Source organism: Megasphaera sp. SW808 (assembly GCF_012027795.1).
GTDB classification, from domain to species: Bacteria; Bacillota; Negativicutes; order Veillonellales; family Megasphaeraceae; genus Megasphaera; species Megasphaera stantonii.
On the sequence record NZ_SJOT01000004.1, the window covers coordinates 1 to 25,641 of the forward strand.

General features: G+C 56.8%; 23 protein-coding genes. 4 read left to right on the forward strand and 19 right to left on the reverse strand.

What is annotated here, in order from left to right; translation table 11 throughout:
• The 9 genes from E0L13_RS02300 to aroF all read right to left on the reverse strand — a co-directional run.
• Positions 1-505, reverse strand: a 505-nt coding sequence (locus E0L13_RS02300; RefSeq protein ID WP_206081472.1) for a hypothetical protein, incomplete at its 3' end; no start/stop codon positions are given.
• A 477-nt stretch (positions 506-982) separates the two neighbouring features.
• Positions 983-1,486, reverse strand: coding sequence for a shikimate kinase (locus E0L13_RS02310; protein ID WP_168060017.1), 504 nt, complete (start codon positions 1,484-1,486; stop codon positions 983-985).
• The gene (aroE, locus tag E0L13_RS02315; protein WP_168060019.1) at positions 1,473-2,300 is read right to left on the reverse strand and encodes a shikimate dehydrogenase; all 828 of its coding nucleotides are present in this window, start codon (positions 2,298-2,300) and stop codon (positions 1,473-1,475) included. Before aroE ends, E0L13_RS02310 begins: the two co-directional genes overlap by 14 nt.
• On the reverse strand, positions 2,278-3,150 hold the full coding sequence (gene pheA / locus E0L13_RS02320; RefSeq protein WP_206081473.1) for a prephenate dehydratase: 873 nt from the start codon (positions 3,148-3,150) through the stop codon (positions 2,278-2,280). Before pheA ends, aroE begins: the two co-directional genes overlap by 23 nt.
• 6 nt (positions 3,151-3,156) lie before the next feature.
• A complete protein-coding gene (gene aroC, locus E0L13_RS02325; protein ID WP_168060021.1) occupies positions 3,157-4,248 on the reverse strand; it encodes a chorismate synthase in 1,092 nt (363 codons plus the stop codon).
• 3 nt (positions 4,249-4,251) lie between these two features.
• The gene (gene aroA, locus E0L13_RS02330; RefSeq protein ID WP_168060023.1) at positions 4,252-5,535 is read right to left on the reverse strand and encodes a 3-phosphoshikimate 1-carboxyvinyltransferase; all 1,284 of its coding nucleotides are present in this window, start codon (positions 5,533-5,535) and stop codon (positions 4,252-4,254) included.
• A 4-nt stretch (positions 5,536-5,539) separates the two neighbouring features.
• A complete protein-coding gene (gene aroB / locus E0L13_RS02335; RefSeq protein WP_107195782.1) occupies positions 5,540-6,607 on the reverse strand; it encodes a 3-dehydroquinate synthase in 1,068 nt (355 codons plus the stop codon).
• Positions 6,588-7,478, reverse strand: a complete 891-nt coding sequence (locus tag E0L13_RS02340; RefSeq protein WP_240924635.1) for a prephenate dehydrogenase — start codon at positions 7,476-7,478, stop codon at positions 6,588-6,590. Before E0L13_RS02340 ends, aroB begins: the two co-directional genes overlap by 20 nt.
• Before the next feature lie 18 nt (positions 7,479-7,496).
• Complete coding sequence (gene aroF, locus E0L13_RS02345) at positions 7,497-8,513, reverse strand: 3-deoxy-7-phosphoheptulonate synthase (RefSeq protein WP_168060025.1); 1,017 nt, start codon at positions 8,511-8,513, stop codon at positions 7,497-7,499.
• A gap of 499 nt (positions 8,514-9,012) precedes the next feature.
• Between aroF and E0L13_RS02350 the strand changes: the two genes are divergently transcribed.
• The gene (locus E0L13_RS02350) at positions 9,013-10,041 is read left to right on the forward strand and encodes a 3-deoxy-7-phosphoheptulonate synthase (protein ID WP_346766158.1); all 1,029 of its coding nucleotides are present in this window, start codon (positions 9,013-9,015) and stop codon (positions 10,039-10,041) included.
• Positions 10,042-10,108: 67 nt separating this feature from the next.
• On the opposite strand, the gene E0L13_RS02355 is transcribed toward E0L13_RS02350, so the two are convergent.
• The 5 genes from E0L13_RS02355 to E0L13_RS02375 form a co-directional block, all read right to left on the reverse strand.
• On the reverse strand, positions 10,109-10,519 hold the full coding sequence (locus tag E0L13_RS02355) for an ACT domain-containing protein (RefSeq protein WP_095629955.1): 411 nt from the start codon (positions 10,517-10,519) through the stop codon (positions 10,109-10,111).
• 323 nt (positions 10,520-10,842) lie between these two features.
• Positions 10,843-11,730, reverse strand: coding sequence for a polysaccharide deacetylase family protein (locus E0L13_RS02360; RefSeq protein WP_168060029.1), 888 nt, complete (start codon positions 11,728-11,730; stop codon positions 10,843-10,845).
• A 20-nt stretch (positions 11,731-11,750) separates the two neighbouring features.
• The gene (yqeC, locus tag E0L13_RS02365) at positions 11,751-12,524 is read right to left on the reverse strand and encodes a selenium cofactor biosynthesis protein YqeC (protein WP_087478540.1); all 774 of its coding nucleotides are present in this window, start codon (positions 12,522-12,524) and stop codon (positions 11,751-11,753) included.
• A gap of 30 nt (positions 12,525-12,554) precedes the next feature.
• A complete protein-coding gene (locus tag E0L13_RS02370) occupies positions 12,555-13,373 on the reverse strand; it encodes an FAD binding domain-containing protein (protein WP_095629952.1) in 819 nt (272 codons plus the stop codon).
• Positions 13,374-13,424: 51 nt separating this feature from the next.
• Entirely contained in the window at positions 13,425-14,147 is a 723-nt protein-coding gene (locus tag E0L13_RS02375; protein WP_346766156.1) for a suppressor of fused domain protein, read from the reverse strand.
• Between the two features lie 225 nt (positions 14,148-14,372).
• Between E0L13_RS02375 and E0L13_RS02380 the strand changes: the two genes are divergently transcribed.
• A complete protein-coding gene (locus E0L13_RS02380) occupies positions 14,373-15,251 on the forward strand; it encodes a carbon-nitrogen hydrolase family protein (protein ID WP_168060033.1) in 879 nt (292 codons plus the stop codon).
• Positions 15,252-15,262: 11 nt separating this feature from the next.
• Here the strand turns inward: E0L13_RS02380 and crcB are convergent, their stop codons facing one another.
• Positions 15,263-15,643 (reverse strand): fluoride efflux transporter CrcB, encoded by a 381-nt coding sequence (crcB, locus tag E0L13_RS02385; protein ID WP_240924636.1) that lies wholly within the window; start codon positions 15,641-15,643, stop codon positions 15,263-15,265.
• Between the two features lie 197 nt (positions 15,644-15,840).
• Between crcB and E0L13_RS02390 the strand changes: the two genes are divergently transcribed.
• Both E0L13_RS02390 and E0L13_RS02395 read left to right on the forward strand, forming a co-directional pair.
• Complete coding sequence (locus tag E0L13_RS02390) at positions 15,841-16,047, forward strand: hypothetical protein (protein WP_143747176.1); 207 nt, start codon at positions 15,841-15,843, stop codon at positions 16,045-16,047.
• A 118-nt stretch (positions 16,048-16,165) separates the two neighbouring features.
• Positions 16,166-16,771, forward strand: coding sequence for a GNAT family N-acetyltransferase (locus E0L13_RS02395; RefSeq protein ID WP_206081474.1), 606 nt, complete (start codon positions 16,166-16,168; stop codon positions 16,769-16,771).
• A 97-nt stretch (positions 16,772-16,868) separates the two neighbouring features.
• Here E0L13_RS02395 and sdaAA read toward each other — a convergent pair whose 3' ends face one another.
• From sdaAA to E0L13_RS02415, 4 genes are read right to left on the reverse strand one after another with little or no spacing between them, the layout of a single operon-like run.
• Complete coding sequence (sdaAA, locus tag E0L13_RS02400; protein ID WP_168060035.1) at positions 16,869-17,753, reverse strand: L-serine ammonia-lyase, iron-sulfur-dependent, subunit alpha; 885 nt, start codon at positions 17,751-17,753, stop codon at positions 16,869-16,871.
• Positions 17,754-17,764: 11 nt separating this feature from the next.
• Positions 17,765-18,424, reverse strand: a complete 660-nt coding sequence (gene sdaAB / locus E0L13_RS02405; RefSeq protein ID WP_168060037.1) for an L-serine ammonia-lyase, iron-sulfur-dependent subunit beta — start codon at positions 18,422-18,424, stop codon at positions 17,765-17,767.
• Between the two features lie 39 nt (positions 18,425-18,463).
• Positions 18,464-22,102, reverse strand: coding sequence for a helicase-exonuclease AddAB subunit AddA (gene addA, locus E0L13_RS02410; RefSeq protein WP_168060039.1), 3,639 nt, complete (start codon positions 22,100-22,102; stop codon positions 18,464-18,466).
• Complete coding sequence (locus tag E0L13_RS02415; RefSeq protein WP_168060041.1) at positions 22,068-25,496, reverse strand: PD-(D/E)XK nuclease family protein; 3,429 nt, start codon at positions 25,494-25,496, stop codon at positions 22,068-22,070. The genes addA and E0L13_RS02415 overlap by 35 nt, the downstream gene beginning before the upstream one ends.
• Between the last annotated feature and the right edge of the window lie 145 nt (positions 25,497-25,641).

A 25,641-nucleotide genomic window follows, 5' to 3' on the forward strand; every position in this document is an offset into this window, starting at 1 on the left:
GGTCATTGTCTTTGTCTACGCGCTGCTGCTTTTCATTCGTGATCTGGTTCTGCAGGTCATTGTCCTTGTCTACGCGCTGCTGCTTTTCATTCGTGATCTGGCTCTGCAGGTCATTGTCCTTGTCTACGCGCTGCTGCTTTTCATTCGTGATCTGGTTCTGCAGGTCATTGTCCTTATCCTCACGTTGTTGTGATTCTGCCGTTATCTGGCCCTGCAGCGCATTATCGCCATCTTCTCGCCACTTATTTACCGCGTCTATCTTACTCTCCAAACTTGCATCAGCTTCCACCCGGGATGTTTCTTCGGCAGCTACTCTAGCATTAACGTCATTAATACTAGTTTGCAATCCTTTATCCGCTTCTACTCGGAGATCTCGTTCGTCATTTAATCGTTCTTGGACGGTGTTAATACTATCCTGCAAATCAGCATATACAGTTTGCGGCATGACAAAAGACGGCATGAGAGCCGCTCCCGCTAACAGCGAAGCGACGACAAGCCGCTGCAAATTTTTTCTTCTATTTTGCGTACGATTACTACTTAAACCATACCCCCCCCCCCGTATGCGAAGAGATAAATTCCGAGCCTACGACATAGCAATTTCTCGCGGCATTCCATACGACCTTGTGGATCTTATTCATAAAATCTCATCCTTTCTTAAAATATATACGAATAATAATTGCCGATCCATACTGCATAATCCTTACGTCCTGTCTGCAATCCTCCTTCATTTCATCTTAAAATCATGAACAGCTATTATTTTTTCCAGTATATATGCAATATGTTACTCTTATTATAGCTAAACAATTACTTTTTTACAATATAAATCATACAAATTGTTCCCCCCTGATGATAAAATATGTTTCACATCTCCATCGACCTGTAATGCATGTATATGCAAGCACCCCGCGTGCCTATTACATTAAAAATTCTAAAAAAATAGACGCCTCTAAATGTAGAAGCGTCTTGCCGACTCATATATAGTTTATATGCTTTCACTGAGACGAACTAATTCGTCCAATATTTCTTCTGCTTTTTTATCGTTAACTATCGTATAATCGGCCGCCGCCCAATACAGGGCAATGCGTTCATTGTACAAGTCGTAGACCTTTTGCTTGCCGTCTTTCAGCAAGGGCCGGCTGGCTACGTCGACGTCGGTTACAATATCGTCAGGCGAGCGGTCTAAAAAAATGACAACGCCGGTTCGTTTTAAAATTTTGATGTTAACGTCCCGTTTGATGACGCCGCCGCCGCAGGCCACGACCAGTCCTCTCCGTTTCGCCAGCTCTTGGGCAGCTCTCGTTTCAGCGTCGCGGAAATACTCCTCGCTGACGGCAAACATGTCGGCGATAGTCTTTCCTTCTAATTGGACTACAAAGTCGTCGGCATCTACAAACGTTCTCCCCAACCGGCTTGCCAACTGTTTTCCTAAGGTCGTCTTCCCGCTGCCCGGCATGCCGATGAGCACGATATTTTTATCTTCGTTCATACTGCCGCTCCATTTCCGCCGCAATGGCCTCGATGACTGCCGAATCAATGGCCCGGCCCTGCCAGATTTCTTCCGCTCCGACGGCCTGGGCCACGAGCATATACATGCCATTTACTATCTTCGCGCCGTTTCGTTCTCCATATTCCAGCAGCTTCGTCTTTTTGGGATTGTAAATAATATCGACAACGGCTTCATAGTGCGAAACGCTGCGCTCCGGCAGGGGAGCTCCGCCGATGTCGGGATACATGCCGACAGGCGTACAGTTGACCAGCACATCTCCTCCGTCGTCGGACAGCTCGTCGTAGCCGATCATGCCGATATGCAGGCTGTCGGCAAAGGCCTTAAAGTCGGCCGCTTCCGTTATTTTCCGCGATACGACGGTGAGTTTTGCCGCCTTTTTATCAGCCAGGCATTTTAAAATAGCCCGCGCCGCGCCGCCTGTCCCCAAGACGACGCAGGACTTTCCTTCTACGGCAACGCCGGCGTGATCCAGAGAACGGCCGAAGCCGTAGTAGTCCGTATTATAGCCGAAGTTTCCCCAGCTCGTCATGTGTATCGTATTGACTGCGCCGATAACCTGCGCTTCTCCGGCAACGTCGTCCAGCCACGGCATGACGTCTCTTTTATAGGGAATCGTCACATTGACACCTGCATACCCTTGTTGTTTCAGTTCTTCCAAAGCTTTTTCCACGCCGCCGCGCTCTACTTCAATCAAGTCGTACTGCCCATCTATGCCAAGCAGCTCAAATATGCGCTTGTGAATCGCCGGCGACTGGCTGTGCCCCAGCCGTTCACCAATGAGCCCGAGTTTCATGGCTGATGCCCTCCTTATCGGACGGATAATTGCCCAAAATTTTAAAATACTTGCACGTCCGTTCCAAGGCCTGCAGCGTGCGGACGACGCCGGGGTCCTTCATGCTGCCCATGACGTCGATATGAAAGAAATACTCGAAGGGCCGCCCTTCAATAGGCCGTGATTCCAGATGGGTCATATTCATATCGTTGTAGAAGAAATGCCCCAACACATGATACAACGCACCCGGCGCATGATGAACGGTCAGGACAAGGGTAATCTTATCCGCCAGCCCCGGCTCTTCCGAATGGGGGGCAATCACAAAAAAGCGGGTAAAATTCGTCGGATTGTCGTTGACATCGCGCTCTAAAATAGTCAGGCCGTACATATCGGCAGCCGTACTGTTGGCAATAGCGGCAATATCATGACGCCGTTCCTTCTGTACAAATTGGGCGCTCTGCGACGTGCTGTAGTAAGGACACACCGTCCAGTCGGCATGCTTTGTCAAATACTTCCGGCACTGGGCCAATCCCTGCGGATGGGAATATACCGTCCGTATATCTTCTAATTTCGTATCTCCATACGCCAGAAGATGATGCTCTACCTTCAAATATCGTTCGCCTACAATACGGCAGTCATACTTGTGTATCAAATCGTATACTTCCGTGATACCTCCTGTAGAGGAGTTTTCAATAGGCAGGACGCCGTAGCGCACCGTGCCGTCGGCCACGGCCTGCACTAAGTCAGCGAATTGCCCGTAGTATGTCGGCGTTATAGGCTTCCCGTCAAAATGTCCCATCATCGCCCGATAGCTGTATGAACCGGGAGTTCCGAAGCATCCGACAGGAATGGAATACTCGTCTGTCGCCATATATTTTCACATCCTTTTTTCTGTAGAAAGCCATACGTCCAATATCGCCCAGCTCGCCGCCGCCTCGACGACGGGTACGGCGCGCTGGACGATGCAGGGGTCATGCCGCCCCTTAATTTCCAACGTGCAGTTTTCCTGCGTATCCGTATCTATCGTTTCCTGCAGGCGGCTGATGGACGGCGTAGGCTTGACAGCGACGCGGAACAGGACAGGCATGCCGTTGGTAATGCCGCCGTTGATGCCGCCGTTGCGGTTGGTCTTCGTCTTGACGGCAGCCCCGTCGTAATAGAAGGCGTCGTTGCCCCCGGAGCCGCGCATGGAAGCCAGGGCAAAGCCGTCGCCGAATTCGACGCCCTTGACGGCCGGCACGGAAAATATCATATGGCTCAGGGCGCTTTCGACGGAATCGAAGAAAGGATTCCCCAATCCGGCAGGCAGGCCCGTAATCATGCATTCGATGATGCCGCCTACCGAGTCGAGGTCGCCCTTAGCCGCCATGATTTCTTCTTCCATTTCAGCTTGCTTCGTCTTGTCCAATACGGGCAGAGTCTCTTGTTTCAGCGAGGCGAACAGCGCTTCATCCTCGCCCAAGGGATTAAAGAACGCGTCGCGGACCGAGCCGATTTGCAGGATATGGGCGCCGACGGCGACGCCGCGCCGCTTCAATATCTGTGAGGCCACTGCGCCGGCAAAGACCAGCGGCGCCGTCAGGCGGCCGGAAAAATGCCCTCCGCCGCGGAAGTCGTTATATCCGCCGTAACGGATTTTGCCGCTGTAATCGGCATGACCGGGCCGCATGATATGGCGCAGCTGGTCGTAGTCCTTGGAGCGGTGGTCGCCGTTGCGGATGACGGCGCACAGGGGCGTCCCCGTCGTATAGCCATTGAAAAAACCGCTCTGCACTTCAAAGGCATCGGCTTCGGAACGAGCCGTCGACATGGCGTTTCGCCCCGGCGCGCGGCGGGCCATTTCCGTCCGCACGGCATCCCAGTCGATGGCTTCTCCTGCCGGCAGGCCGTCGAGGACGGCCCCGATAGATACGCCGTGGGATTCGCCGAATATAGTCAGGGCGGCGGACCGCCCGAATGTATTGTTCATGCCTTATTCCTCCACTCTGTATATCCCGCCGAGCTTGGCAAAATCCTGCCAGAAGTCAGGATAGGATTTGCGCACGCATTCGGCTCCTTCGATGATCAGCTCGCCGCTGCAGCGCTGCGACGCAATGGCCAGGGCCATGGCGATGCGGTGGTCGTTCCAGCCGCTGACCCGGCCGCCGGTAAGGGCTCCTACACCGCGAATGATGAGGCCGTCCGGCTCTTCTTCTACACAGCCGCCAATTTTATTGAGCTCCGTCGCAATGGCGTGAAGGCGGTCACACTCTTTCAGCCGCACGCGGGCTCCATGGATAATATGCGTCGTCCCCTGCCCGCAGGAGGCAGCCACAGCCAAAATCGGCACTAAATCGGGACAATCTTCCACGTCGATGACCTGACCCGTCAACTGCGACGGATGCGCCGCGATAGAATCCGCCTGCCCTATGACAGCGCCCATGTGCTGCAAAATGGAGACGATGACTTCGTCGCCCTGAGACGACGAATGGCGCAGGCCCAAGCATTCCACAGGGTGTCCCAGCGTCCCGGCTGCAAGCCAAAACGCCGCCTGCGAATAATCGCCTTCGACGGCGTAGGTCCCGGCCATATACTGCTGATTTCCGGGAATATGAAACAGGCGGCCTCCATCCCATTGAACGTCAACGCCGTGACGGGCCATGCAGTCCAATGTCATGGTAACATAACTCAGCGATTCCAAGGGCGTCGTACTCTCCAGCACCGAGTCTCCGTCCAGAAGGGGCAGCATAACCAGCAGTCCTGTAAAAAACTGGGAGCTTACGTCGCCGGCCAGGGCGTATCGTCCTGGTTGAAGACAGCCTTCCACCGTCAGGGGAAGACCGCCTTCCGTCGGCTCGTAAGACACACCGTGTTCGTCGAATATGCGGTAGTACGGCTCCAAGGGCCGTTTGACAAGCTGTCCCCGCCCCGTATAGACGACGGTATTGCCGCTGTATAAGCCGATGGGAATCAAAAAGCGCAGGGTGGAGCCAGATTCGCCGCAATCAACAGTCAGCGCCTCCCCTTGTTTCGTCAGCCCGCCTTTGACGCGATACGCCGTCCGCCCTTCGTAGGCCGACGGGATTTCTTCAATCGAAGCGCCGAAGGCCTGCAGCAGCCGGCACGTCGCCTCAATATCCTGCGAGACGGAAATATTTTCTACGACGCTCTCTCCCTGAGCCAAGGCGGCACATATGAGCTCGCGATGTCCAATACTTTTCGACGACGGGACGACGACAGAACCGTGAAGACGCGTCGGCGTAATACGTATATTCATGAGGCTACTCTCCCTTGCGTATATATTTCGGCAGTTCGTCGGCCATTACCGGAAGAAGCTCACTTTGGCCGATAGCTTTAAGGATAATCAGCGTCATGCGGTTGCCCCGTTTCTTTTTGTCGTTGCCGATATAACGGAGCAAATCATCTGCCGAAGCCTGCACGTCCGTCGGCAGGCCATAGCGGCGCAGCACCTTGCAGAGCCGTTCAGTCGTTCCCGCTTCCGTCAAGCCCATGTGTTCCGTCACGCCGGTCAGCATAGCCATGCCGGCGGCAACGCCTTCGCCATGTGTATAATAGCCGTAGCCATAGCACCGCTCGATAGCGTGACCGATCGTATGACCGAAATTCAAAAGCATCCGTTCGCCCAAATCCAGCACATCTCGTTCAACAATGCGCCCTTTGGCCTCACAGCAGCGGCCGATGATATCTTCCCAATGACCGGATATCGTCTCGTCGTCTAAGGCTTCCAGCAAAGCGAACAGCTCTTCGTCGTGAATACAGCCGTATTTGATCACTTCGCCCATACCGTCGTGGATAAACCGCAGGGGCAGCGTCCGGAGCAGTTCCGGGTCGATGAGGACGCCTTTGGGCTGGTAGAAGCTGCCGGCCTGGTTTTTACCGCTGGGCAGGTCGATGCCGACCTTGCCGCCGACGCTGCTGTCTACCTGGGCGATAATCGTCGTCGGAATCTGGATAAAGGGCACGCCCCGCAGGAATGTAGCCGCGGCAAAGCCGCCCAGGTCGCCGACGACGCCGCCGCCGAAGGTGATGATATAGTCGCTGCGCGTAATGCCTGCATCGGATAATTCCTGGTACAGCTGCAGGAGGGTCTCGGCGCATTTATATTTTTCCCCGGCGGGAAAGACGATGCGGCGCACGTTGTAATGCTCCTTGCGCAGGGCCTGTTCCAGCCGGTCGCCGTACAAGCCGTCGACCGTCGTGTCGCTGATGACGGCGAGGGTCTGCGATTTCGTCAAATTGCGGACGTACTCCCCGGCCCGGTCCAGCAGGCCGTTTTCGATATGAATATCGTAGGAATCCTTTCCTAAATCAATGTGTATGCTTTTCATGAACTAGTTCCCTTCTCCGCATGGCGGCTTGCTGCAAATACTGCGTAATAGCCGGCGTGTCTTCCCGGCGTAGCATGTCGGCAAAGGTCTGCAGGGCGTCGCCGAAGCGGTCGATTTCGTACAAGAGATTTTCTTTATTGGATAAAAACAGTTTTGTCCACAGCGTTGCGTTGATATCGGCGACCCGCGTTCCGTCACGGAAGCTGCCGGCCACGAAAAATTTGGTCATCGGGCTCATGGCCTCGCTGTTGACTAAGGCCGTAGCCAGCACGTGAGGCAGGCTGCTCGTGTAGGCAATGAGCTTGTCGTGCTCCTCCGGCGATACGGTGACGACGTGGGCGCAGCCTAAGGCATAGGCCATGGCCCGCACCCTGCCGATGTGTTCCGCCTTATTGGCCGGGCTCGGCACGATGATGTAATTCGCGCCGTCAAAGATTTCCGCCTGCGACATACCGTAGCCCTTGCCTTCCCGGCCGGCCATGGGATGCCCCGATATGAAATCGACGCCGTCCGGCAGCATTGCTTCGATGGTCCGGGCCATGTCGCCCTTGATGCCCGTCACGTCCGTCAGGACCGCGCCGGCCTTGAAATGAGCGGCGTTGCTGCGGATAAACTCCATCATAGCGTCGGCGGCCATGCAGAAGATGAGCATGTCGGCCTGAGCCAGAAATTCCCCGCCGGCCCGATGGCCTTCGTCGATCACGCCGTCAGCGAGGGCCGCCTGCAGCGCCTTCTCGTCGACGTCGACGGCAAGAATCTTCGCCGCGCCCAGGCGGCGCAGTCCCTTAGCGTAGGAGCCGCCGATGAGGCCTAAGCCGATAATTCCGATTGTCTGTTCCGTTGCAAAATTGCAGTCTCCCTGTTCCATCATATCCCCCTCGGTCTGCCGTTATAATTCCCGGCCAACGATAGGCGCCAGCTGGCGCAGCGAATCCATGAGCCGGGCAAACATATCCGGCGTAATGGACTGGGCCCCGTCGCACAAGGCCTTGTCCGGATTATTATGCACTTCGATCATGACGCCGTCCGCTCCGGCGGCAATGGCCGCCTTGGACAGCGCTTCGACCATCCACCGCTTGCCCGTCGCGTGGCTCGGGTCTACGACGATAGGCAGGTGGCTCTTATGCTTGACGGCCAGCACGGCGCTGAGGTCCAGCGTGTTGCGGGTGTACGTTTCAAAGGTGCGGATGCCCCGTTCGCAGAGGATGACGTTGCGGTTGCCGCCGGCCATGATGTATTCCGCCGACATAAGCCATTCTTCGATGGTCGCGCTGAGGCCGCGCTTGAGGAGGACAGGCTTGCGCGTCTTGCCGACGGCCTTGAGCAGTTCGAAGTTCTGCATGTTGCGGGCGCCGATCTGGATGATGTCGACGTTGTCTTCCAGGAACAGGTCGATTTTATCGGCCGACATGATTTCCGTTACGACGGGCAGGTGCGCTTTCTTCCCGGCCTGGCAGAGCATGTCCAGTCCCTTGTCCTGAAGGCCCTGGAACGAGTAAGGCGACGTGCGGGGCTTGAAGGCGCCGCCGCGCAGCATCGTCGCGCCGGCGTCCTTGATGGCTTGGGCTACGCCTTCGATCTGCTCCGGCGTTTCTACGGAGCAGGGGCCGGCGATGACAGCCAGTTTCTTCCCGCCGATCTGTACGCCGCCGACGTCGATGACCGTATCGGCCGGATGGAAGGTGCGGCTGGCCCGCTTGTACGGCTCTTCTACGCGGATGACCTTGTCCACGAATTCATATCCTGCGATTTGCTCTCTATCGATAACCGACGTATTGCCGACTAATCCCAATATCGTTTTGCGCGCCCCCTTGCTGACGTCGATTTGAACGCCTTTGGCCTTGATGGAACTCATTAACATATCGACGAATTCCTGCGGAGCATGTTGTTTCAATACGATAATCATAAATAAAAGACCCCCATTTCATCATAAAAAAAACAGGCTCACATGAGCCTGTCCCAAATGCAGTGTCAAAAGGTATGTGCAGGTATCTTATATTCCCCCTGCCGCTAAGCGATACGATTTGCCGAAGTTTCTTCTCATGCGGATGTCATGCTTATTCAATTCGTCGCAGCAAAAATAGCCAGCGCTAAAATAAAAATAGCCCCAGCTAAAGTATGTAAAGACATATTCAATTGCATGGTTCACGAAGGATAGATTCTTCATGGCGATGCCGCTCCCTTTTGCAATATGCTGTATAATAATGCCATTATATACTCCGAAAAAGCCTCTTGTCAAGACGAGATACCTAATGTTTTTCATCGGGCAGGCCGTAAAATTGTCCTTTTGCCCTGAAAATATTTACAAAAGCTAAGTCTATGATATAATATGCTATAATTCGAGTATTAACCGCCAAAAGGCCGACCGGCCGAAACTGCTTGCAGGAGGGAATAGTATTATGGCAATGCAAATTGAATTCATCAGAAAACTGCCGTCGCCGCAGGAGCTTATGGAACAGTTCCCCATTGACGACCGCATCCGCAGCATCAAAGCGCAGCGCGACGAGACGATCCGCCGCATCCTGACCGGCGAAGACGACCGCTTCTTGCTCATCATCGGGCCCTGCTCAGCCGACAACGAAGACGCCGTCGTCGACTACGCCCATCGCCTGGCCGCCGTGCAGGAAAAAGTCGCCGACACTATCTTCATCATTCCCCGCGTATACACCAACAAGCCGCGCACCATCGGCGTAGGCTACAAGGGCATGCTCCATCAGCCCGACCCGGAAGGCAAGGAAGACATGCTGGCCGGCATCATTGCCATCCGCGAAATGAACGCCCGCATCGTCCGCGAAACGGGATTCACCTGCGCGGAAGAAATCCTCTACCCGGAAATCTACCGCTACTTGTCGGACCTCCTGTCCTACGCCGCCGTCGGAGCCCGCTCCGTCGAAGACCAGCTCCACCGCATGATTGCCAGCGGCGTCGGCATTCCCGTCGGCATGAAAAACCCGCCGTCCGGCGATATCTCAGTCATGCTCAACTCCATCGCCGCCGCCCAGCACTCCCAGGAATTCCTGTTCCGCGGCTGGGAAGTCCGCACGAAAGGCAATCCCCTGGCCCACGCCATCCTGCGCGGCTACGTCGACAACTTCGGCAACAGCCTGCCGAACTACCATTACGAAGACCTGCACAACCTGCTGGAAGCGTACGCCGAACGGAAGCTGGCGAACCCGGCCGCCGTCATCGACACCAACCACGCCAATTCCGGCAAAAAATATCTGGAACAAATCCGCATTGCCAAGGACGTCATGCACAGCCGCCATATGTGCCCAGACATCCGCACCCTCGTCAAGGGCCTCATGATCGAAAGCTACATCGAAGACGGCAGCCAGAAAATCAGCGAAGGGACGTACGGAAAATCCATCACCGACCCCTGCCTGGGCTGGAAAAAGACGGAACGGCTCATCCTCGAGCTGGCCGACCTCGTATAACGTCAGACAGAAACATCCCCGCAATTCCTCGTGTCAGAGGAACTGCGGGGATGTTTTTTCATGCCTGTTAAATAGAATTGAGAAGGATATATCCCTTGCCGCGCAGAAACGTTTCCGTTTCGGGCTCGCTGGTCTTGAATACGGCTACGGGCGTCGACGTCTGGCGGTTATACGAAATGTATAAGTAGTCGATCGATACGTTTGCTTCCTGCAAGTTCGACAAAATGCCGTCCAGCGTGCCCGGCGCATCGGACATGTCGATGGCCAGCACCTTGTCCAGGCGGCACTGGTAGCCTGCGTCCTGCAGGGCCTTCAGGGCATTGTCCGGGTCCGTCACGATGAGGCGGATGATGCCGAATTCGGCGCTGTCGTTGGCCAGCATCGTATAAATATTGATGTGGGCCTGAGCCAGGACCGACGTAATGCGGCGCAGGGCGCCCTTCTTATTTTCGGCAAACAATGAAATTTGGTTCAGCATGATAAGTCCTCCACTTCTCCACAAAAAAAGCAGGCTGCCATGAGCCTGCTCGAATCCATCTGTATGATGCTATACGCCGCTGAAAACGGGTTCCGCCGTCTTCCCTATGCCCATGTCTGCATTGTCCCTATTGTATTTTCCGTAGCCGAAATAGCCGGCGCTAAAAAAGCTCCAGCTAAAGTACGTAAAGACAGATGCAATTGTCATAGGCAAAGATGACAAAACCTTCATTTAGATGGTCTCCTTTGTGTAATAATTAAAATTTGTTGGTGCCATTGTATACCTAAACGAAGGTTGTTGTCAAGAAAAATTTAAATTATATCCTACCAGGCCGGCGGCGTCGACGGCGTAACGACGCGGAACGTATAGCCCTGCTGCTTCAGCATGGCGATGATGGGCGGCAGAGCCTTGACCGTCTCTTCATGGCCGGCGGCATCGTGCATTAATATGATAAGATGCGTATTTAAATACGGTCTGGCCGCCAGCTGGCTCCGCAGGTTTTCCACGGCCTTCTCCGCTGTCCTGCCCGTGCCGTCGGCGTCGCCCGTCAAGGCGTTCCAGCCGATGTCGACGTATCCTATATCCTGAATCGCCTGCCAGTATTCCTTCGTGAAGTGGCCGGCCGTACCGCCCGGCGCCCGGGAAATGACCGGTCTGACGCCGATGATATGGTAAATCATCTCTTCCGTCTTCAGCAGCTCGTCTATATAGACCTGGGGAGAGCTGTATAATTTTTTGTAATCATGGCTATACGAATGAACGCCTATGCCATGGCCCGACTGATATATGCGGCGTACCACGTCGGGATAGCGGCTTACGTTCCGCCCGGTCAGGAAGAACGTCGCCCGTATGTTTTCACGCTCTAAGATATCCAGTATTTTCTCCGTATTTGCCTGGTTCGGCCCGTCGTCAAAGGTCAGATAGGCAACGTGATCGCCGTAAAAGTAAGAACGCTTCACGCCGTACGTCTGCGGCAGCCCTTTGGCCCGGCGCTCCCGCGTCGTATACCGGTCGTATACGGGCAGGTCGTTGTCCGCCGGCGGCAGGGAAAATTCGTCGCCCACATATACCTCCTTGGCCTGTCGTTCAAAGGGCATGACGACGGACCGTACCCGGTCGAAGGAATGACTCATGACGTGCATCGTAAGGCCGGCCGAAGCCAGGACGACGATGAGCACGCAGCCCAAGGCTAATTTCAATTTTGCTATCATATACCGTAAACGCTTTCTTTCTATCTAGGTTCATAGGAAACGTACTGCCGGATAGTGCAGGCTTCTCTGTAGCCGTCGGCCAATACGCTGGCGACCAGTCCGAAATCTTCCATTTCGTCCAGCAAGGCTTCCGTCATGCGGTGCTGCACGGCATTATACCCCGTGCAGAATAAAATGCGGGCGCAGGGCATGCCGCGGAACATGCCGCGGGGATGCTTGATGAGCTTTGCCAGCATGGCCGGCGTAATGACGGCGCCCTGAGACCGGCCCATGATCATCGTCGCCGTTTCAATGCCTTCTACCTTTTCCGGAAGAAGCGAGTTTCCCAGCATTTGCAGGTTCAGCACGCCGATAATCGTATCGCAGTTTACCGGGACGGGCACGTCGTCGGGGAGAGGCGCTTTCAGCCATTTGCCCTTGGCCCCGTCTCCTTCTATGAGGATATACCAGGCCGGATGCCGTACCTTGAGCTGCTCGATGACCTTCGTCGGCAGGCCTGTGTAGCAGTCGTTGCCATCGAGGCCCCAAAACCAGGCCGGCACGCGGCCGTCGGCAATGCGGGCTGCGCAGAATGCTTCTCCTTTTTCGACGTCGGACGTACAGATGACGTCGAAGGGCTCTACATTATCGATGTAAGCGCTGTCCATGGGGACGGTGCTGCTGATCATAATGGGCAGCTTGCTGTTGTGCCCGTATTTCCCCAGCCGTTCCAATACCGTCGTCTTGCCGCCGGCCCCGACGATCGCCGTAATGCCCGGCTTCAGCATGCGCAACCACCGATTATCTTGATACATAGACGAATCTCCTCCTTTTAATGATGCTCTTTATCTTTTTCCGGCCTTCTGCAGCTGGGCGCTGCGGCCTTTCCACGCTTCCTTAATCAGCTTGCGGACCATGTCGACAGTCAGGCTCCGCCGTTCCTGCTCGGAACAGGTGCCGTAATTGGCAAAGTCCAATTCCTCGCTGGCCAAATGGGCCACGTTTTCCCGTACGGCCATTCCCTTTTCCGTTAGCTCCGCGCTGGCTGTTTCGGCAATGGCGGCGACGCCGGGCCGGCCTCCTACGACGACGCGCCATTCGTCATCCAGGGCCGCTACGGCTCCCGTCAGGTACGGTTCGTCCGTCGGCAGCTTGCGATAGGCCGCAAAGGCCGTGTATACCTCTTCCTTTGCAATGACGACCTGCGAAACCATCTCCCGCATCGGCGGGCAGGGAATATAGTCGACGAGATTCATGCGCCCCTTTCCTTCCAAGACGACGTCGACGCGCAGCGACATCAGCACGGGCAGTACGACGGAAAAGGGAGCCTTTACGGCCACGACTCCGCCAATCGTCGCTTTCTTTTCGTCGGAATTCTTGATATCCCGAATACACCGGCATATGGCGCCGCCGGCGATGGCCTGCACGACCGGCGATTTCTCCAAGTCGGCCAGCGTCGTCATGGCCCCGATAGCCACTTCATCGCCTGCGTCGCGGATATACCGCAGCCCGGCCTTCGATAAGTCGACGATAAGGCCGTAATGGTCTTTCTTGTATTTTAAGCCTTGGGCGCCGGCCAAAAATACGGCAGAAGCAGCGTCTCGGTATACCTGATATGCCTCTTCCGGGCTCTGCGGTACTGCAATCGTATCACTCGTAACCAAAATGGGTGCATCTCCTTTCTCATTTATATATATTCAGTTTGTATCATCTTTTTATTCATATGCGCCGCCGGCAGCCACATTGGCGCGGCGGACATCGAGGGCAAAGGAGCCCCTGTTGCTTTCCAGAATTTCATCTATGACGGCATCAACACCGATTTCATCACACAAATCCAGTTCTTCCTTATAGGCCAGAATCGGCATGAGCAGCTCGACCGTCGTGCCGTCAGCCATGTTCAGGGCTCCCAGCTCTCCTTCGAACTGGACGATGATGACGCCGGACAAGTCCGTCATAGGCGAAAAGGGCTCGCACGTCTCCGTATTGGGCAGGATAAACCCATAGGATATCCAGATTTGATGCACGTGAGGAAAGCGCCCCAGCTCCATGAGCATCCAAATCGGCCAGGCCGCAGCGTCTGTCAGGGCGACGTCCTTCCCCTTGCCGAAGGGCCAGTCTGCCGGCAAAATCATACACAGCTCGCCGTACACCTCATGGCCCATTTCCAGCCTGCCGGCCGGGTAATGCATGGGAACGGCGCTCATCCCTATCGTGTGAAGGAGATAAAAGGGCTCCTCTACAGTCGGGTACAGCATTTCCACGCCGATGGGAATCGGACTGGCCGTCGTGTCGGAAAAAACCTTCCATTCGCGGTGGGGAAACAGCTTATGAAAGTAGTCCTGCACCTGTTCGCCGTACTCGCCGTGACGGATCGGCATGGGGCCGGCGTCGTTCATGGCAAAAAATCGCGAAGGTCGTTGTTGTATATCTATGCGCACTGTATCCCTCCTCACCAGTTCAGTCATATTATAGCATAAATGGCGCCTATATCCTATGTATAATATCCACATAGGAAGGGGGCAATCGCGTCAAACTCGAAGGCCCCTCTTCGCAAACCGCCCTTTTATTGATACAATCAGATTATATTCATGCAAAGGAGGCCACACCTATGAAAATACTGAAAAAAAAATCTGCGCGTCGCCGTCGTGCAGGCGTCGCCGGTCATGTTTGACAAGGACGCGACACTCGACAAGGTCGTAAGCCAAATCGCCGAAGCGGGAAGGCACGGCGCCGAACTCATCGTCTTCCCCGAATCCCTAGTTCCCTGCTATCCCTACGGGCTGACCTTCGGCTTCAACGTCGGCAGCCGGTCTGAAGACGGCCGCAGGGACTGGAAAATATACTACGATAATTCCGTCGTCGTCCCCAGTGCCGACACCGACCGCATCGGCAAGGCCGCCAAAGAAGCGGGCGCCTACGTCAGCATCGGCATTACGGAGCGGGACGGCACGAATTATTCCCTGTACTGCACGAACCTCGTCTTTTCCCCCGACGGCAAGATCGCCGCAAAGCACCGCAAGATAAAGCCGACGGGAGCGGAACGGTATATTTGGGCTGATTCACACGACCCTGACACGTATTTCCCCATCACGGACACGCCGTGGGGCCCCATGGGCACCCTCATCTGCTGGGAAAATTACATGCCCCTGGCCCGCGTTGCCCTGTATCAGCAAGGCGTCTCCCTGTACCTTGCCCCCAATACCAACGACAATCCCGAATGGCAGGACACGATACGGCATATCGCCATCGAAGGGCACTGCTACGTCATCAACGCCGACCAGTACTTTACGAAGGCCATGTATCCTGACACGCTGTTGGCGAAAGATGAAATCGCCAGGCTGAAAGACGAAACATGCATCGGCGGCAGCTGCATTATCGATCCATACGGCCACTGCGTCACCGAGCCCGTATGGAATCAGGAAGCCATCATCTACGCCGACCTCGACATGGACGCCGTGCCGATGAGCCACATGGAATTCGACGGCGTCGGCCACTATGCGCGGCCTGATATTTTAGAGCTTACCGTCCGCAGCGGCAAATAAATCCTGCTTTCTCACCACAGCGCCGACCCCGCCGCCAATCCCAGCCAGCAGAATAAAAACGCGCCGACGACGTTCAGGCCGCCGTACAGCAGGGCAAAGCCCATCTCGCCGGCCCGGATAAAGGTCAGCAATTCCATATTAAAGGTGGAAAAGGTCGTAAAGCCGCCGAGGACGCCTGTAACGGCAAAGAGCTTCACCGACGGCGGCAAGTCGGCCTGGGCCTGAAAATACATCATGAGCAGGCCAATGAGAAAGGAGCCTATGATATTGACCAAAACGGTCCCATAAGGGAAGACGACGCCGCCGTGAGCGTTGGCGAGGAGCGTGACGGCATACCGCAGGGCAGCTCCGATGCCGCCGCCGACGGCCACAGCCAGTATATGCTGCATCATAAAAAACACTTCCTTAGTTTAGCGTATGACGTTCCTATTGTACCACGTTTTACCGCTCCATAAAATAGGGAGAGTACATAACAATACGCTGTGCTTAGTCCACAATTCCCTTGTAAAACGACGGGAAATATAGTAAAATGACAATGAATACTTACGCCGCAGGCTAACAAAATTTATTTACGCAAAGGGATGACGCTATGAAAACACGATGTGTAGAGCTGAGTCAATTCGAATCTGAATTGCTTATCGCTTTTATGAACCAGCCTAAAGATACGCCGATTTCAGCAGGCTTGTGCCGTACGATTTACCGCCGCCTGGAAGGCCATCCGGCCTTCGCCCAAAGCCGCGTAAACGTATATGAAAAAAGCGGCGGCGCCGTTCGCGCCGCAATGGCTCAAAAATAAGTATAACCCACGCTCATTCCCCCTCTGACGAGCTGCTGCAAGTACGCCCTTGGCTGCTGCGGCAGCTCGTTTTATATTTCCCCGATAATCCCTTCAATCAACAACACGGGAGGCTCTCATGAACCAAGACGACATCATCATCCGCGCGGCTTCGCCGGCAGACGGCGCGGCCCTTCTGGCGATTTATGCGCCCTATGTGCGGCATACTGCCATCACCTTCGAATACGCCGTTCCCAGCCTGGAAGAATTTACGGGCAGAATCGCCGTAACGCTGACTAAATACCCCTATCTCGTCGCCGAGCATCGAGGACGCCCTGCAGGCTACGCCTATACCGGTCCCTTTTCCGGCCGCGCCGCCTACGACTGGTCCGCCGAAACGTCGCTGTACATACGCCGGGACTATCGCCGCCAAGGAATCGGCAGAAAGCTGTATGAAGCGCTCGAAGCCGTTTCAAAGGCCCAGCACATCGTTAATTTAAACGCCTGCATCACCTGTCCCGACGCCGACGACGAATACGTAACGCAAAACAGCGTCCAGTTCCACGCTCATATAGGATACGCCATGGTCGGAATCTTTCACAGCTGCGGCTATAAATTCAGCCGCTGGTACAATGTCGCCTGGATGGAAAAATTTCTCGGCGATCATCCGGCCGTCCCCGAACCAGTCGTCCCCTTCCCCGCCCTTCGTCCAGATCTGCGCCGTATCTTGGGCGGGCAAGTATAAAAAAATCGTCCCCGCGCAATACGATTTCTCCTTACCGGAATCCCCCGTAAGGAAAAAACCTACCGCCGCGAGGACGATTTTTTATATCCCCATTCCTTTATTCGGCCATAGACCGTTCCAAGCGTTCGGCAATGGCCTTGCCTGTCGCCGTCTTAGCCAGGCCGCCGTCGGACGTTTCCTTCAGCGCGACGGGCATCATCCGGCCGATTTCATTCATCGCTTCGATGACTTCGTCAGGCGGGATAACGCTGCGCACGCCGGCCAGGGCCATTTCGGCCGCCGTAATCGCCAGGATCGCATAGCAGGCGTTGCGCTTGACGCAGGGAACCTCTACTAGTCCGGCTACGGGGTCACAGGCCAGTCCCAGCGTATTTTTCATGCAGAGGGCAAAGGCCTGCAGTATCTGGTCGTTCGTCCCGCCAGCCATTTCAGCAGCAGCAGCAGCGGCCATAGCGGCAGCCGTGCCGCATTCAGCCTGACAGCCGCCGACAGCGCCGGCCACGGAGGCGTTGCGCGATACGACGGCGCCGACGCCGGCAGCCGTAAACAGGGCGTTGACGCTCGTTTCCGTATCGACGTCCAGTTCTTCGGCCACGGCCGTCATGACGGCCGGCACGATGCCGCAGGACCCTGCCGTCGGGCAGGCGACGATTTTAAACATCTTGGCGTTAGCTTCGCTGACCGCCAAGGCGTAGACGGCCGCTTTTTTCGCCAGCGGCCCCAACAGCTTCGGCGCCGCTTTCAAGAGCTTATCGGCGTCGCCGCCGACGAGGCCGCTTACGGATTTTTCCGTATCGTTCAAGCCGGCGTCGATAGATTCTTTAAATACGGCCAGCCGGCCTTCCATGCGGCTGCGTACGGCTTCTTCCGTCTGTTCCGACGTTTCCATTTCGTGGCGCACGACGACTTCCGACAACGACAGGTTGTGCGTTGCCGCCGCGTCCATCAGTTCGTGAAGGGTTTTATATTCATACTGGTACATATCCTGTCCTCCTATAACGGCAGCAGCGTGACGACGCTTTCAATTCCGGAAATATTCTTAATCATGCTGACCATTTCCTGCGGAACCGGACTGTCCGTGCAGACAATCATGACGGCCGACGCATTTTTAGCGCTGCGGAATACGCGCATATTCGATACGTTAATATGACCGATAGCTAAAATCGTCGTAGCCTGGGCGATGACGCCGGGCTTATCGCGATGCACCGTAATCAGCGTATGCTCTTCGCCGCTGAGCAGGACGCCGGCGCCGTTGATCTCGCGGATTTCCATTTTGCCGCCGCCGAGGGATACGCCCAGTACTTCCATCTTCTTTCCCGTCTTTCCCGTCATGGCAATGCGCACCGTGTTGGGATGGTCTACCTCCGCTTCCGAGCGTTGAAATACGACGTTCATTCCCTGTTGGGCGGCCAGGTCGAAGGACGTACGCAGGCGGACGTCGTCGGCTGAAAAGCCTAATAATCCGGCAACCAGGGCCTTATCCGTGCCGTGGCCCTTATACGTCTTGGCAAAAGACCCGTATAAGGTAATCACGGCTTCTACAGGCTCATCCTTCAGGATTTCCCGAGCCATGAGGCCAATGCGGGCCGCGCCGGCAGTGTGAGAACTGGACGGACCGATCATAACCGGACCGACTACATCAAAAACTCCCATACTATACCTCCTTGTACTGCTTACCTATATGGATAAAATTTAAACTTGAAAGGCAATTTCTCTATCTAAATAAAAGCTGTATATGTACGCGTTGTCGACGGGAGCACCGAGGACCTGCGAGGCAGCCTGTCGATACAAAGCCAGCTGCACGGCGTAGCGCCGCCGAAAGGCCTCTTCATCGGGCAGGCGGTCCGTCTTATAGTCGACGAGGACCCATTGGCCGTCCTGCCAAAACAGGCAGTCGACGACCCCCTGCACGAGGACCCGCTCTCCCTCCTCCAGGGCCGGCAAATACCCGCCGCCGGGCAGGAGCACGCTGAACGGATATTCGCGCCGCACGTCGGGAGACAGGGCCATGCTCCGTCCCAGAGGGGAGCTGCAGAAGCGCCGTACAGACGGCACGAAAACGAGCTTCAGCTCTTCTTCGGAAAACAGCCCGTCGGCGCGCCACGACGCCATCTGCCGCCGTATATCCCCGTCGGTCATATCCGGCGTCAGCTGAATATACTGCATGACCTTATGCATAACTGTTCCTCGCCATGCGCCGCCGGCGCTGCCGTCTTGTTCCGCAAGCCAGGGCGGCGTCGGGCCGAAGGCATCTTCGTCCTCGGCGATGCCGGCCAGTGGGGAAGCCGGCGGCTGTTCTTCCTCCATTGCTTCGGCATAACGGAGATTATACTGCCGCTTGATTTCTGATACGGAAAATTTAGCCGCCGTCTCCGTCGCCGCCGGGTAGCCGTAAGTCCACGTCAGAGCTTGTTCCATCCACAGGGGCGCCGCCGTTCCCGTCGGCAGCCCCTCCTTCAGCCGGGCCAGGCGCGGTTCTTCCGCCTGCTCCCCTGCATCGGCCGCAGCCGCGCCGACACGGCTATGAATCGTTACCTGCCACAGCCCGCTCTGCCACGACGGCACGCCGCCCAGGAGCCAGGCCTCGCTTTCCGGCCGCGACGCGACGCCGGGAAGCACCCAGTCGAAATACGAACGGGCCCGGGCCGGATTGACCTGGCCGCGCCAGCGCTGCCAGTCCCGCTCCAAGTGAGACGTATGGCCCGTAAGGATTAATTTATCCCTGGCCCTCGTCATGGCCACGTAGAGAACCCGTTCTTCCTCAGCCGTGCTTTCCCAGCCGATCTGCGCGCAGATGCCGTTCCATAAAAGCGTCGGATAGGCCATGCGCCACTGGGCGTCGTACTGCTTCAGGCCGATTCCCAGGGTATTGTGAAACAAGATGAGGGAATGCATGTCCTGGCGGTTGAAGGCCTTGCCCATATCGGCGGCAATGACGACGGGAAATTCCAGCCCCTTGCTCTTGTGGATGCTCATGACGCGCACTACGTCTTCCCGTTCGCTCAGCACCTTGGCCGGAGCCAGGTCCAGCCCGTCTTCCTTCATCTTGTCGATGAGGCGCAGGTAGCGGAATATCCCGCGGAAGCCCGAAGCCTCATACTGCCGCGCCCTGTCGTACAGGGCCTGCAGATTGGCCTGCCGGACGGCGCCGCCGGGCATGCCGCCGACGTAGTCGTAGTAGCCTGTATCACGATACAATTCCTGCAATGTTTCCGCCACGCCGTGCCGGCGGCTGTACGTCCGCCAGGCCTGCAGCTTGGCGCAGAAGCCCAGCAATCGTTCCTTTTCTTCTCCCTCTTCCAAGGATGCGGCGTATGCCGGCAGGTTCCGCCACAGGGACTGCTCGCCGGCCAGGCGCAGCTCAGCCAGCGACGGCTCGTCCATCGCCGCGATGGGAGAGCGCAGGACCGCCGCCATGGGCAAATCCTGTTCAGGATTGTCGATGCAGCGCAGAAGCGACAAGACGGTCTGTACCTCTATGGCCGCAAAATAGCCGCCGTTCTGTTCCGCATAAGCCGGAATGCCATGAGCCTGCAGGACGCGGAGCAGCACGTCCGCCTTCCCGGCCATGGACCGCAGGAGCACGACGATATGACGATAGGCCAGAGGCTCCAGCGTGCCGTCCTTGCGGGCGGCCATCTTTCCCTGTTCCTTCAGCCGGCAAATCGATTCGGCAATGACCTGGCATTCCTGCTCAAAGGCCGTCATGTCCCGTTCCGGCGTCTCTTCATCTGCCGGCGCGTCGTCCCGCGCCGTATCGACGATATGCACCTCGACAGGACCGCCGACCCAGCGTTCGTCTTCCGGGGCGGTTCGTCCGGCATAGAGCCGTTCCCGTTCGCCATAGCCCATGCCGGCAGCTTCCTCGGTCATCGTCCTGGTGAACACTTCGTTGACGGCGTCGAGGATATTCGGGGCGCTGCGGAAGTTCCTCCCCAAGTCGATACAGCGCTGCACGGCGTCGCCATCGCGGCTAAAAGACCTGTATTTTTCCAGAAACAGCGTTGGGTCCGCCAGGCGGAAGCGATAGATGCTCTGCTTGATATCGCCGACCATGAAGCGGTTGTCGCCGCAGGAAATCAAAGTCGTAATCAGTTCCTGCACGCCGTTCGTATCCTGATATTCGTCGATGAGCACTTCCTTATAGGTCTGGCGCAGTTCTTCTGCTGCCGCCGAAGGCACGGGATGATCCGGATCCGACTGCGGCGACAGGAGAAGCTGCAGGCAGAAATGTTCCAAATCACTGAAATCGATCCAGCCCTTTTCCTTTTTCGCCGCCCCATAGGCCTCGGCGAAATCAGCCGTCAGCCGCACCAGCCCTTTCATGACCGGCGCCATCGCTCTCACGCCGTCCAGCCAGACGTCGGATGTAACGGAAAAGTAGGGCGTCTGAAGGCCTTCGGCAATTTCCTTTTTCACGTCGCTGCGCACGGCCTTGCACTGCTCCCAGAAGGCCTTATCTTCGTCAGACAGCTTGCGCAGCCCCTTTAAGCGGGGAAATTCTACGGCCATGACGGCCTTCCGCATATCGTCCCAAGAGGTGCGCTCCAGCACGCGCCGCAGCGAATCGGCTTCGGCGGCGAAATCGGCGTACGGGCCGGCAAAGGCTGGACGGGCCTTCATTTCGCCTAAGAGGACTTCGTACCGTCCGAGCTGTTCCTCTACGCTGCTCCGCACCAGCTTTTTGACGGGATCGCACCAAGCCATTTCGTCGATAGACGCGCCGTCAGGCACGTCATAGGCTTCGGCCGCATCGTCCAGCCATTTCCGGGGCCAGGGCATGCTGCGCGAATAGTCGTACATGCGGCTGACCGTATCCATGAGCGCGTCGTCTCCCCGGTCATTGCCGAACATATCTGCCAGCGGATAGAGAAAGGGCGCTTTCTCTTCGTCTTCATAATACGATAAAAACACAGCTTCCAGCACGCCCTTGCGCAGCAGGCGCAGTTCTTCCTCGCCGGCAATAGTCACGCGCGGGCCTATATCGATGGTATAGAAATACTTGCGTATGACGTCCTGACAGAAGGAATGAAGCGTCGATATGTGGGCCGACGGCAGCAGCGCCAGCTGGCGCTCTACAGCCGCATCGCCCGTGTCGGCCAATACCTGAGCCAGGGCCGCTCCTACGCGTTCCCGCATTTCCGCCGCCGCCGCCTTTGTAAACGTCACGACCAGCAGCTCCGTTATGTCGACGGGGTCGTCCTTGTCGAGGAGCCGGCGGATAATTCGCTCTACGAGAACGGCCGTCTTGCCCGAGCCGGCCGCGGCAGACAGCAGCAGTGTCTGCCCCCGGCTGTCAATGGCCGCCTGCTGTTCCGGTGTCCACGCCATGTTCGCTCCCTCCTTTGTCCAATTTTTCCAGCAAATCCTCTTTACGTATCGTCACGACGTCGTAGCCGTTGTCAGGCAACTGCGCGTCAAACCGGCAGACGGCGTGATAGGGGCAATAGCGGCACGGGCTGGCCTGCCCCAATAAAATAGGCCGCACGGCGATGTCGCCGCTGTCTATGCGGCCGGCGATTTCGCGAATCCGCGCAACGGCCAGCGTCAGCAGCTTCTGCCATCCCGCTTCATCGTACATCGTATGGGATACGTTGCTCAAGGTGCCGTCTTTTTTTAACCGTAAATTCAAAAATTCCGAATAGCCTTCCATCGACGTGTCCAGGGCCGTCATGACCTGACTGTCGTCGAGATAATATCCGCTGAGGCGGCTTTTTTTATCGTATAAGGTCTTCTTTTCCTCTTCGTCGGCCACATGATCCAGAGACGTCTTGTCGTTGCGGACGTAGCAGTACAAAATAGCCGCCGGCACGGCGTCTTCGCCCATGTTCAGGAGCGCCACGTACATGTACGTCAGGAGCTGCAACTCCAGGCCCACGAATACCTGGCTCAAATCGAGCTGCTTCCGCCCCGATTTATAGTCGATGACGACGACGTATTTGGCATCGCCGTCCCGCATGGAATCGACGCGGTCAATCTGCCCGGTGACGACAACTTCCAAGCCGTCAGGCAAGGTAAAGCGCAGGGCTTCCCACGGACTTCCCTTGCGGCCGAAGGCCTTTTCCAGCCCTTCCATATGAAACTGGGACGACTCGCTGAACTGGCAAAGACGCCGCACTGTCCGGGCCAGGGTTTGAATAAGGCGTTCCTTGATCTGCGCGAAATAGGCGTTGGACATGAGGATGTCGTGCTGTATATACGGGGCGAGCCGTTCCGTAGCCTGGCGGCACGCGGCCGGAATGTCTTCCGCTCGGAGGTCGCGCCACTGCTTGTGTTCGCGAAGCAGGTCTTCGCCTAAAATGCGCAGCGCGCCGTGGACGAGCATGCCCAGATCGGGGGCGGAAAAGTGATACATTTGCCGTTCTTCCAACAGCAGGCCGTAGCGGGCAAAATAGGCGAAGGGACAGCTGCGGTACTGCTCGAATTTCGTGACGGAGCCCCGCAGGACGCCGTCGGGCGCGTACAGCCGCTTGACGAGCGGCGCCGGCAGCCGCAGGGGCTGATTACGGTGAAACAATCCCTGCACGGCCTGCGCCGCCCGCTCTTTCCAGCCGTGACTGCAGGCCCAGTCGTACAAGGCCCACCAAACGTCGTCTGTTTCTTTGCCCTCTGACGCAGGCCGCAGCATGACGGGCAGCCAGGACAGGGCCGCCGGAAGGGACGTAATGAACTCGGCCTCGCGTCCCCCTTCAATCATCCCCGTTTCATGGCCGACAACCTCGACATAGCCCTTTTCTTCTATCTGCCGAATCCACGACGACGGCTCCATCGCCCCGCCGTCGTCGCCGGCCAGAATATACGACAGGTGCAGCTGCTCTCCGGCCCGGCCGGCAGCCAGATAAAAGAGGAATTTTTCCTGGAACGAACGGAACCGGCTGTCCGGTCCGAGCCGGACGCCCAAGGCCTCCAGCTTCCGCCGCTCGGCGTCGTTCAGCATTCCCTCTTCGCTCGTGCGCTGGGGAAACACGCCGTCGTTCAGGCCGCAGAGGAAGACGACGCGGGCCTGCATGTTGTAGCCCCGTTCGACCGACGTAAACGTAACATGATCCAGCGTCGGCGGAATTAAACTGAATTTCAGCTGCTCTAGCCCGTCCCTTACGATCTGGGAAAACTCCTGCAGCGGCACGACGTCGTCGCCGCACACGCGGACGATTTCATGGAGGAAGGCGACGATGCGCTTCCAAACCTGCTCATGTTCCTTTCCTTCGGCAGCCCGGCCAGCCCCTTCATCGTCCCGCTTCCACTGCTGCAGCGACTGGGGAACGCCCAGGTCATACAGCCATCGGTACAGCAGCGTGCACCAGTCTGCCAGGGAATGGTCTTCCTGCGCCTCTTCCCAGCACGGCTGCAGGGCGTCCCATACGGAGCGGCGAATATCATTGATCCGCCGTATCGTTTCTTCTTCGCCTTCGTCTACGCCATGCCCTTCTTCGATATAGCGGCTCCTTCCGTACTGCCAGTCCTCGCCGGCCAGCCAATGATAGCCCCGGATGCCGTAGGCCAGGCAATAGTTTTCCAAATCGTCGGCATCGCGCCGGCTGATGGGGAACAAATCCGTTTTCAGCAGCTGAAACAACGGCTCGTGGGCCCAGCGGGACGTAAACACCTCCAGCAGGGAGGAAATGGCCTCCGCCGCCGGATGGGACGTCATGGGACGCCGGTAATCGCTGAAAAAGGGAATGCCGTATTTGGCGAATATTTCCTCGGCAATATGGTAATAGGACTCGCCGGTCCGCGCTAAAATAAGAAAATCGCGGTAGCGGTATCCCCGTCGGCACAAGGCCTGAATGCGTCGGGCCGCCGCGTCGAGCTCCAGCATCCGGCTTCCGCACTCCGTCAGCGTCAAGCCCTTGACGGCCTCAGCCTGGACTGGCGGCACGGGACGGAAGAACTCATTCAAAAATACAGAAAGGCCGCCTCCGTCAGTCCCGGCGACGCGCCGTACCTCCAGATGCGGAAATATGCGGCGCAGCTCCTTATACACGGCATAGGGCCGGTGGAACAGGGCCGTTTCCCGACGCTGCGCCTCAACGCGGTCCGGATCCATAGTCAGGGTAATCGTGACCTGAGCCGCCGCCTGTTCGATGGCCCGCAACACTTCCAGCTGCCGCGGCGTAAACCACTGGAACCCGTCAACCCATACGTAAGCGCCCTGCAAAAAGGAATACGAAGGAATTTCCCTTGCCAATACGGTCATCGTATCGTCGGCGCTGCCGAACCGTTCCTCTAAATAGGCCGTATATCCCTGGTACAGCAGGGCAATATCCATGAGCTTACGGCTCAAGGTCTGGCTGCCCAGCAGGGACGCGGCATGGCGCAGCATATCGGGACCGATGCAGAAGGAACGGCACTCGCCGATAAACCGGCCGGCTGTTTCTACGAAATTGTCCTGCCGCGCCGCCGTCTGCAGCACCGTAAACTCATCTGCGTGCCGACGCAGCAGCCGCTGCAAGATAAGCTTCTGCGCCAATTCCGATACGAAGGCGCAGTCCTTGCCCTTTTCCTGAAACACGCGGTAGGCCAGCCGCGAAAACCCGACGATCTGCGTCCCCATAAAGCCCTTTTCCGGCAGCGACTCAGCAAACCGCCGCTCCGCATTATACGACGCCTGATCAGGCACGATGAGAAGCGTGCGGCGGCCTTGGGCCGCTTCGGCCCTCATCTGCGAAAAGCAATATTCCGTTTTTCCGCTTCGGCCCTTGCCAAACAAAACAGTCAGCGCCACGGCAACTCCTCCCTTCCACTGTGCACTCTGAAATTACATTTTCAATTATTGTATCATATTTTCTGCACGCATAAAACCGAAATGCCCATGCAAAAAAAGTCCGGCAAAGCGATTCGCCTCTGCCGGATCTTCCAGTTTATTATGC